Consider the following 10,584-nt stretch of genomic DNA (forward strand, 5'->3'; position numbering starts at 1 on the left):
TATTTTTGCAAAACATAGTAATCCTCCTCTACGTACTGATTTTGATATTATTATATCATAATTACTACGTTTGGAAGTAATTACAAGCTTTTTGTGGGATAATCATGTTATGAATTACATATTATTCATAATTCCAATATTGCTTCACTTTGTATTACGTTTTGTGTACTTTCAAGCTTTTCTACATATATCTAAAAATAAATATATATCATATATACACACTAATATCTCAAGTTAATTCCTTTACTTTTTACTATTCTAGTAAAGTCCTCAGTATTTAAATAATATTCTAAACTAATGAAGCAACTCTTATGAATACCTTCTTACACAAAACTGATTTATTCTTTAGTCAATTCACCCCTATTTTATAATAACTAAATTTACGTCTAATTCGTGATTGATTGCACTTGCGAACTAACTATTGGTAGGATTATAGCATTATTTTACATGCTGCTATACACTTTTGTAAATATCTCTTTCCACAAAATTGCTTTAGTAATTTCTAACTTTTTTTATAGCTATATTACTTAATAACCATAAAAAAGCTCAAAAAATAACACCAACAATTATGTTAGTGCTTATATAAGAACTTAAAGTTCAAAACAAACTAAGCTTAAGTCCTTTAGTTTCAATGGTTGCTGTTTTTTATAAATTGCAGCGTTTAGTTTACATGACATCAATGGCAAGTAAAATAGCCTATTGAAAGGAAAATTGGTTTATATTCTGATTTAGCTTTTGCAAAGGCTTCTTCTCCCCAAGGATTCCAATTTACTGGATTATATGCATGTTGCAGAAGGTATGGAGGATTTTCATTAATTAATCTGTTAGGTTTTCTGTTTTGTTTAATAATACCTAGTTTAGTCATAGCTACACACAACTCCTATCAAATATGTATTAATAATATTATGTCAAGGGTAACTACTTTAAGTCCATAAAAATAAAGAAGTAAAATAACCTTATTACGTCTTATCTTCAACCACAAATATTCTTTTTTCTTTACTTTAACAAATATGACATAGGTGTAAATCTAATACCATTAACATTAAGCTCTTCATCTATATTAATAAAGCCAAGATGATGATAAACTTTTATTGCATATGGAGATGAATTTACTGTAATCTTTTTAATATTACCCACACTTTTACATCTCTCTTCAACTGTTTGAAATAAACTTCTTGCAATGCCTTGTCTATGATACTCTTTATTTACAAACATCATGCATATATGATTAATTCCTCTTGTTGCGATTACACCTGTTAAATCATTATTATCTATACATCCCCAAAGGTATAATTCTGCTGTATCAAATTGTTCAATAATAGAATTATAAGATATAAATTTTCTAAATTCTTCAATACCTTGCTCTGAGTAATCTGGTGCTTCGAATTCTTGAAAAACTCTCCACACCAAATCAAGCGCATTTGTAATATTATTTTTATGCAACTTTATAATTTTCACATCAATTCACCTACCTAATAAAATATATTACTTCACATAGCTTATTAATTTCATTTTTAATTGTAATACTTCAGTATCACTTAAACCGATTTGGAAAAAATATTCTTCTATAGAGTTATATTTTTGTTGGAACATATCGAGAAATTTTTCCATATACTCTGTTTTTGGAGTTATGATATTTATGTCAACATTTTTATTGGTTTTACAAAACTGTTGTAGCATAGAACCTAAATATGCTTGGGAAATCTGATAATCAGCTAAAATGTCTATTTTACAAACACCAGATAATAGCAGCAATAATGCTGAAATAACCCCTGTCCTATCTTTACCAGCTGTACAATGGTAGAGAACACCACCTTTAGCTTTTGCAAATACTTTCATGATATTAAGTACAGCTTTTTGCTCGTCTACCATTGCAAAGTACGAATCTGAAACAGCTTCAACACTCGCAGGCAAACATCCATCTCCATGTATTTTGCAATGATAGTATTCGAAATTTTTATCATTTTTCAAAGCACAAGGTTTACTTTGAATCTCATCATCGTTTCTCAAGTCAACTATTGTTGTTATATTGTTGGATAATAATAGTTCTATATCATCATCTGATACTTGAATTGGCACATCGCTACGCAGAAATACCTTATATGAGGTTACTTTTCCATACTCTATAGGATATCCTCCTAAATCACGTGTGTTAAGAGTGTTGCTTAATAAAAATTGGCGCATATATTCACTTCCTTTTCTATACATTGTTTAGCAATGCTTCCTTCGCTTTTTAGTACAGATTCGGCATATCCCCATTAATTTTTTATTTTTCAACTTCCGATTATAAGAAAAATGCGAATCATCTTTAATTTGATGGCAAATGTCGGTCATCTGACTTAACATAAAATTTAGCAGCACCCTTATCTTCACTAAGACTGTCTCTAATCATTATATCTACATCTTCCCAATATGTAACATCACTATCTGTTTCTTTTAATAACACTCCTTTTTTAATAACTGTTCCACCTTCATTACTAACATTATTTTTCTTATCAATTACAATGTATAAAGGTATTATTTTACCATCTTATTCCTGTTTCATATACAATATTACTCCTGGGTATAAATTACCTATAGCTGATTTATATTGCACTTGTTTTTTACTCTCCTTGGCTTTTTCCTCTGCATCTGCTTTGGCCTTTACTACTGCGTCTGCTTTGGCCTTTATAGCTACTTCTGTTTTTGCTTTTGTTACTGCATCTGCTTTTGTATCTGCCTCCACTTTTGCCTCATTATCTTTTTGTTGTGTTGCTAGTATATCCAAATGTTTTTGCTCAGGTGATTTTAGATTTTCAATTTGATTAAAGCTCACAAGTATAATTACAAAAACAATTACACTTCCTAATATATTAAATTTTATTGATTGTTTGTTAAAAATAGGTAATTTACGTCTTACGTTTCCTACATTAGTAACAAGAATAAAAGGTATACCAAAAAACAGAAAACACTCTATGATATATATGAATTTATCTCCTAGCGTAGCTCCATAATCAACTACTGCTAGTGTTACTAGAGATGCGAATATATATATAATAATTGCAATAATCATCTTGTATTTTTTACCTGTTCTAAATCCTGGTATCTTCTTAATAATATTTTTGAACATTTATATCTCCTCTTTTATATAACAGATTACTATTAAATGATAAGAATGTTAGTCTACATTCTATTACTAGTTCGTCATATCCCTGTTATTCTTTTTCCCTACATTAAGCAATTAAGTGTTGAATTTTTCAACTTTCCATTACAGACATAACCCGTCCAGTTCATTTGATCTTTAAAACACTTATAGTAGTTTATGACTAGTTTTAAAAATATTGTGGATTTTTGTTATTGTTGCATTCCTACACACATTAAACCATCTGAAAACCCAAAAGCAGTATCAAATTGTTGCTCTATTACAAAATCTCCTTGTGCATTAATGCATCCACATTTACCATTCAAATAAACTACTGCTAATTCCTCCTCAAAGGAAAATACTAAATCAAATTTTGGTTCTACCACTATTTCACCTGCTCTATTGATAAAGCCTTCTTTACCATTTATAGTAATATTAGAAAATCCATTTCTAAAAGAAGTAGCCCTTTCATATTTGGGTTCTATCAAACAATCTCCTGAATCATTTATAAATCCATAAACCCCATTTATTTTTATACATGCTAATCCTTCTTCAAAATCATCGGCCTCTTCAAATTCAGTTTCTATTACGGTTTGGCCACTTTTATTAATATAATTCCATGTACCACTTCTCAATACTGCTGCTAACCCATTAGAAAAGTTACCTGCATTTTCAAACCCTTCAAATACTATAACTCCACACTTATCTGTAAAACCCCACCATGAATTGTCTACATCAAATGAAATTGGTGCTAGACCCTCCGAAAATCCAATTCCACCATCATTAAAACATGGTCTTATAACCATATTACCTTTAGTATCAACAAATCCTACCTTCTCATATATGGTTACAGACATCAGATCCTCATAATAACGTCCCATAGAATCAAAATCATAACGCGGTTCCATTATAAATTTACTGTTGTTATCTAATAATCCCCATGCCCCATTAATTTTTACCCAGGTCGCATTTTCTGTTGAACTTCCAACAGCATCATACAATGGCTCAATTAAATAGTCACCTTTTTTGTTTATAACTCCATATTTACTATTTATACTTACCCACGCTCTTCCATTATAAAAATCTAATGCGTTATCAAACTTAGGCTCAATGACAAAGTCCCCAGTTTTATCTACATAACCATATAGTGTTTTTTTATAAGTCGATAGCCTATGTTTAATTTCACCACTTATGAACATTTCATATAATAAATTTAATCTCCTATCAAATTCTGTATCAAAATCTCCATCATAAAGTTCGCTTTCCATATGAAATAATATAACAGGATACCATTCAATATTACCTTTTAAGTATTCAGGTATATCTGAACTATTAAATTGTTCAATGCATAAATCCTCATGATCTTCTAGCCATGTAATAAATTTCAATGGATAATCCATACTTTCTCCCCCTTGAACATCTTATTATGCTTAAACAAAGTTCCCTAGTTGATAATAATCCTTAGTCCAATTAGCAGGTTATTCAATACACTCCTGGACAACTGTTATTAATTTTTTTATCTTATCAATACTATTTTGAAAAACAGACTTTAAATCTGATCTAGTTTCGTTTATATATTTATACTTCGTCTTTAACCCATCCCCAATACACCCTAACTCCATTTAATATAACTGGGCCAATGATTGTATCTAATTGTGCTTCTAAATTATAAAGCTTACAAAAGTCAGAATAGTCCTTAAAGGACTTGTTTAATTGACTGAATGAATGTATTAATATCATAGCGATATTGCAATGATATTTATTAGCCGTAATAATAGCTGACGCAGTCCTATGTAATAACTGATAGCGGATATTATCAATATTTTTATTTGTTAAGTTTAATAATTTACATAGATATTCCAATCTTTCTTTTTTGCCATCACTCATATTTTTTACCCACTCAATTACTAATGGTCCGAAACTTTCATTAACCTTACCTTCGACCATAATGGGGAAAATTTCTTTATCTGTTCTTGCAAGCACAAATAAATCATTTTGTGATTCACGCCCTCTAGGTAAAGCTACTTTATACTCAGGAATTCCAAACAACATTTCAACATCCTTTAATTCAATAGCAGTAGTATTTGCAAAGATTTTTTTCACCTTTTCAGGTATTCCGTTGGCTCTCTGCCAACATATTGCTAAAGATTTAGCAGAATACCCATCTTTCCATTGCTTATCTGGTTGAGCTAAAAACTGTTTCCAATCCGCTTCACTTTTAGATGGAATATATATCATTTTGCTCCTCCTTTAAATCTTATTATATATTTCGTTTAACTGCTATAATTACCCTATTCATCTCGCTTCATCAATTTTAGAATTTATTTCTTTTAAATCATAACCTATGAATTACGTTAGTTACTGTCATTTCTCTTTTCTTATAATTACTATACGTTTAAATTCAATTATTCCGATACTCTGCTTGCTTTCTTATATTTAAGTTTTTTTCAACTTCACATTATAGACATAACCTGTCCAGTTTCTCGAATTTCTTTAATAATTATAACTGTTGTTTATTACGAGATTTAAGAATATTTTGAAATAACTATATTTAAACCTATGTTTATAAACCAACAATTAACTGAGCCATAATTTCATCAAAATTTTCAAAAAATTTTGCAATATGTATTCCATCTACCAGCGCATGATTTACTAATATAGTTGTAGGCATTAATATTTTATCATTTTGTCTAAAATAACGTCCAAACGTAATACGCGGATTACAGTCAGATGGGCTGGGTACAGGCTGTATAATCGCAGTATAAGTAATCCATGGTAAGCATGATACAAAAAATAATGAATCTACTTCATTTCCATCATCCATAATACCTTTTGTTTTGGATAAACTTTGTCTCTCTTCAGCATATTCTAAAAACTTTTTACAATTCATAGAAGAATTCAGTTCACAATAACAATAAGTTCCATCTTCTAAAGCAACCGTATGAGATGTATTACAATGTGAATATTCAATTATACTATCGCCATCAATCCTTCTTCTAAATTCAGGTATTTTATTTGCTGCATTTGCTGCTATATAAAGTATGGTTAAAAAAAAAGGCAGTTTTTTTCTCTTAATAACATTAAATAAATAAGTAATATCAATATTAACGGTTGCTCCAACATAAGGATATGCCATATTTCTAAAATATTCAAAGTGAGCTTTTCGTGGATAAGAATTCATATCAATTTTTTTAATATTCATATTTTCACCTCTAATTATAAATTCAAGTCAAAAAAATATTACATAATATATTTTTTTATTACCATTAGAATACAGCAGTTGAAATATCTAAATCAACAGCTTTTAATCTAGTTTCATTAGCATTACACATATATAGCCCTCCGATACATACTACTACAAATAATATAATCCTTACTTCGCATAACTGTACTAGTTCGTCATATCCCTGTTATCCTTTTTCCCTACATTAAGCAATTAAGTGTTGAATTTTTCAACTTTACATTACAGACATAACCCGTCCAGTTTATTTTATTTCCTTAGTGATTTTTACAGTTGTTTCTGACAGACTTTAAGAAAGCTTCAAAGTATAACCAATATTTATATTCTATAATATTATAGGTCAAATCGTTCTTTTATCATCTTTGCAACCATTTCTGCTAGAAGATTGGAATTGTCTATTTTTATATAATTTTCAAATGGAATTTCGGTATCATTGCTGACACAACGATAGTTGTTATCATCATTAATAAGCCTTTGGTTTGACATTTCAACATCTCTTTTTGATGCTTTGTGTTTCAAACGATTTTCAGTAGCATTCCTTTGTAATCTGATAGATTGAGGTGAGACAAGTTCCACATAATATATGTTTGCACCTTGTCTTCTAAAAATGTCACAGACATGTTCTACATAATTCCAATCTGATTGTTGGTCAAATGCCCACATATATGTAAAGATTAATCCATAACAATCAGAATTAGCAAATTCCTCAAAAATCACATCTCTCATTCGTGTTATTACTTTTCCATTAAAATATCCAAATGTCTCTATTACAGGTTCAATAATTATATGATTATGAAATAACCGAAGGTCTGTAATTTTGGTTAGTTCCTATCCAACTGTCATTTTTCCAACAGCAGTATCTCCAATCAAAAATACTAAATTCAAAACAACACCTCTTTTCCCAGATATAAATACTGTTTGCCAATGTTTTACAATTCTGACTTGTACCTGAAATCCCCTACACTCACAATATATTTATTCAATTTCCAATTATAGACATTACGTAAAGTTAATTTATTAACTGCTATAATCCGTTATATTTACATACTTCAACAAATATTCATAATTATCCTTTATATTTTGTAGAAAAAAGTAAAAATTTCCTATATATTACTACAGAATTTCTTTTACTAATTTACGAAACTAGTTATTATTTTATATTTAGCAAATAACAATTCTCTTTGAATACGAATAAGTTTAAGCTCTTGGCCGGGTTTATTTTTGACCAGAGTTTCAAGTATATTTTTATTTTTTACTCCTTTTAGTTTATTTTATTCGTTTAATAATTAATTAAAAGATTATAATAAGGTTAATTGTTTAATTCTTATCCCCTTTTGTTTTAGCTGAAATGCGTATTTTCAATACTTTTTATTATTATTGCAAATTTTGATTGTTGTGGTAATAAGTGTAACTTAAAATAAAAACCTATATAATCCATATAAAAGATATTTTATCGATAAATATTTTTAAACCTAGTCTATAATAGGTACGGAAAGTAGAAAACAAAGTTAAATGTTTATTGATAATTTGTTTTTTTAATATTAGAATAGTACAAGCATTTATTAATGAAATTTTAACTGATAAATAAGATATAAGGAAGGGTTGTGAAAGATGAAAAGTTTAAGAATAAGAATTATGCGATATGTTGAAACTACTATATTAATGATAACAGTACACTTGGAACGGTAGTTTATTTTACAATAAAAAATCAGCATTTAAGCCAAAATATATTGACTAGCTTATTAATTAATATATTGATAGTACTAATTATTTCATTAGCCACTGGACTTTGGTCATCATCTATACCATAGTTTGTTTTAATTGGTAGAACTTTGGTATATGGCTTTCCTGTTACTATATGCTTTTCTATTTCCATTAGTCTAGATTTAACATGCCTGTGATTAATAATGTTTATTACAATTCCCTGCCCAATAATGCTTTCATATATACGTTATGAGTATAGCCAATAAAATATTCAAAGAATTATTTTAATAAGTAAATTAAACCAGTTGTATAATTTATGTTCTGCTTTATAGAAATGCAAATTTGGTTATTCTTTCGGGAATGGTAATTTTTTCAGTGATATATAACCATTTAAAAAGCACAAAAAAATAACACCAAAAATTAATTAGTGCTTTCTTTAAATAATACTTTATGCTATCAATTAAACTTTCGACCTTGAAAACTAGCAATTCAAATAACTTTTATATCTATAAAAACTGAAATTACCATACAAGAATAGCCGATACTTACGAATATAGGTTTGTCATCTTTTATAATTTTTATTTTTTGTCTTTTCTATTTGAAGTAAATATGGAGACTTTTCACTCATTTTATCAATGTTTGATAACCCCAACTGGGAACTCATATTTTTCAAACCAGTTTTCAATAATATCCAATTCATCGCTACTTAAACTTGGATCTTCCTTTATTAGATACTTTTTACCCAATTGTGTGTACTTATTTACTCCTAATTTATGATAAGGAAGCAAATATATACCTTTAAAATTTTTGTAATCACGAAAGGGCATCAAAAAGGAAATTACCCTCTCAATTTCATCCTGATTATCATTTATACCTTTTAACAGAGGCATTCTGACCTTCACGTTATACCGACGGCGTAGAAGTTCTTTCAAATTCCCCAAAATTTGTTCATTGCGTACTCCCGTTAGTTGATAGTGACGTTCAGAGTCAATTTGTTTTATATCAAAAAGAAATAAATCCGTGAACTTAGCAACCTTAAGTATCGATTCTAGGTTTGTATAGCCACTAGTTTCAATCGCAGTATTGATTCCTTCCTGCTTGCATGCCATAAGCAAATTTGCTGCGAATTCAGGTTGCATCAGTACTTCTCCACCACCTAGAGTAACGCCCCCACCTGAAACATCATAAAATGCACGGTCCTCTTCGATAATTTTCATAAGTTCAGAAACAGTTTTTCTCTCACCAACAATGGATAATGCAAACTCAGTGCAAATATTCTCACACTTACGACAACCTATACAATCAAGGCTATGTATCACCTCATGTTTTAGTTCTTTGGAAATAGTATGTATTGAAGCCGGGCAAACAGGGACGCAAGCACCACAATCAATACATGAATCTTTTTTGAACATAACCTGATATTTTTGTTCCAATCCTTCAGGATTAGCGCACCACTTGCAACGAAGTGGACATCCTTTAAAGAACACCAGTGTCCTTACTCCTGGTCCATCATACATATTGTATTTTTGTATATTAAAAATCATTGCTTTTTTTTCAATTTTAACTAAATTCGCATTGCCCATAATACTTAACCTCCCGTTTGATATATTTTATTCAATTACTGTACGGCTGATTATTTCATCCTGTACTTCCTTGCAAAGTTCAACAAAAAAGGCACAGTATCCAGCAACACGTACAATAAGATCCCGATAATTTTCAGGATGTAGTTGGGCTTGTTTTAATGTTTTGTTATCCACGCAATTGAATTGCATCTCGGCATTACCCATAATGGAGGCAGTACGTAGTAGGGTAATTAATCCCTCCCTACCTTCCGGAGTATCCAAAAAACTACTTGATATTTTAAAGTTATGAGCCATTCCAAGACTCATTGATTCAACATTAATTTTGGATTCTGATTTTATGGTTGCCGTTGGCCCTTTTGTATCAGCTCCTTGAGAGGGGCTTATTGCATCAGATAATGGTAGACCGGAAAGACGCCCATTGGGGGTTGCACCAATCATCCTTCCCAAAGGTGTATTAAAGGATTGGGACAAAGTGCCATGGATTTGTCTTGCATAAAGTGACTTGTGCTGGTTTATTGTATGTTCAGTATAATCGACAATGTCTCTGGCAATCAGATCTACATAGTTGTCATCATTACCATATTTAGGTGCAGCAAGGCAGTCATGGCGTATTTTATTGCATCCTTCCCAGTTAGCATCAAGGGCTTTTTTAATATCTGCAAGCGCGTACTTTTTATCATCATAAACAAGTTTTTTAATTGCAGCCATACTGTCAACATAAGTACCTAGTCCTGCGAATATCGTTCCTGGTCCTTCATAAAGAACGGCTCCACCGGCAGTCACATCTTTACCTGTCTGCATGCAACCGTCAACAAACAATGACATATAGACCAGCTAGTTAAAGTCAAGTGTAAATTTGCGAAAGTAGTTGTTAATTTCATTGCATAACAAAAAGACCATTGCATAACACGAACAATGGTAAATTTAGTAATTAT

General features: G+C 30.1%; 10 protein-coding genes and 2 pseudogenes. All 12 read right to left on the reverse strand.

From position 1 onward, the window contains the following. Positions 1–679 precede the first annotated feature (679 nt). Positions 680–865, reverse strand: a pseudogene (locus KPL38_RS15970) (DUF255 domain-containing protein); the annotation flags it as partial. Positions 866–996: 131 nt separating this feature from the next. Next, positions 997–1,458 (reverse strand): GNAT family N-acetyltransferase, encoded by a 462-nt coding sequence (locus KPL38_RS15975; RefSeq protein WP_216290154.1) that lies wholly within the window; start codon positions 1,456–1,458, stop codon positions 997–999. A 27-nt stretch (positions 1,459–1,485) separates the two neighbouring features. Then, positions 1,486–2,184: a tyrosine-protein phosphatase gene (locus KPL38_RS15980; protein ID WP_216290155.1), complete on the reverse strand. Its 699-nt coding sequence runs from the start codon at positions 2,182–2,184 to the stop codon at positions 1,486–1,488. Between the two features lie 124 nt (positions 2,185–2,308). Next, on the reverse strand, positions 2,309–2,446 hold the full coding sequence (locus KPL38_RS15985; RefSeq protein WP_216290156.1) for a hypothetical protein: 138 nt from the start codon (positions 2,444–2,446) through the stop codon (positions 2,309–2,311). Between the two features lie 84 nt (positions 2,447–2,530). After that, on the reverse strand, positions 2,531–3,109 hold the full coding sequence (locus KPL38_RS15990; protein ID WP_216290157.1) for a hypothetical protein: 579 nt from the start codon (positions 3,107–3,109) through the stop codon (positions 2,531–2,533). Positions 3,110–3,333: 224 nt separating this feature from the next. Beyond that, positions 3,334–4,521 (reverse strand): WG repeat-containing protein, encoded by a 1,188-nt coding sequence (locus KPL38_RS15995; protein WP_216290158.1) that lies wholly within the window; start codon positions 4,519–4,521, stop codon positions 3,334–3,336. 178 nt (positions 4,522–4,699) lie between these two features. Continuing rightward, positions 4,700–5,359 (reverse strand): DUF6946 family protein, encoded by a 660-nt coding sequence (locus tag KPL38_RS16000; protein ID WP_216290159.1) that lies wholly within the window; start codon positions 5,357–5,359, stop codon positions 4,700–4,702. Positions 5,360–5,684: 325 nt separating this feature from the next. Further along, positions 5,685–6,323, reverse strand: coding sequence for a CatA-like O-acetyltransferase (locus KPL38_RS16005; RefSeq protein WP_216290160.1), 639 nt, complete (start codon positions 6,321–6,323; stop codon positions 5,685–5,687). Positions 6,324–6,695: 372 nt separating this feature from the next. Continuing rightward, the gene (locus KPL38_RS16010; protein WP_246577997.1) at positions 6,696–7,088 is read right to left on the reverse strand and encodes a shikimate kinase; all 393 of its coding nucleotides are present in this window, start codon (positions 7,086–7,088) and stop codon (positions 6,696–6,698) included. A 982-nt stretch (positions 7,089–8,070) separates the two neighbouring features. Then, complete coding sequence (locus tag KPL38_RS16015) at positions 8,071–8,238, reverse strand: hypothetical protein (protein WP_216290161.1); 168 nt, start codon at positions 8,236–8,238, stop codon at positions 8,071–8,073. Between the two features lie 460 nt (positions 8,239–8,698). Continuing rightward, positions 8,699–9,649, reverse strand: a complete 951-nt coding sequence (gene cutD, locus KPL38_RS16020; protein WP_216290162.1) for a choline TMA-lyase-activating enzyme — start codon at positions 9,647–9,649, stop codon at positions 8,699–8,701. A 27-nt stretch (positions 9,650–9,676) separates the two neighbouring features. Then, a pseudogene (locus KPL38_RS16025) lies at positions 9,677–10,474 on the reverse strand (pyruvate formate lyase family protein); the annotation flags it as partial. Positions 10,475–10,584: the final 110 nt, after the last annotated feature.

This window comes from Clostridium psychrophilum, assembly GCF_018861705.1.
Lineage (GTDB): Bacteria > Bacillota > Clostridia > Clostridiales > Clostridiaceae > Clostridium_AD > Clostridium_AD psychrophilum.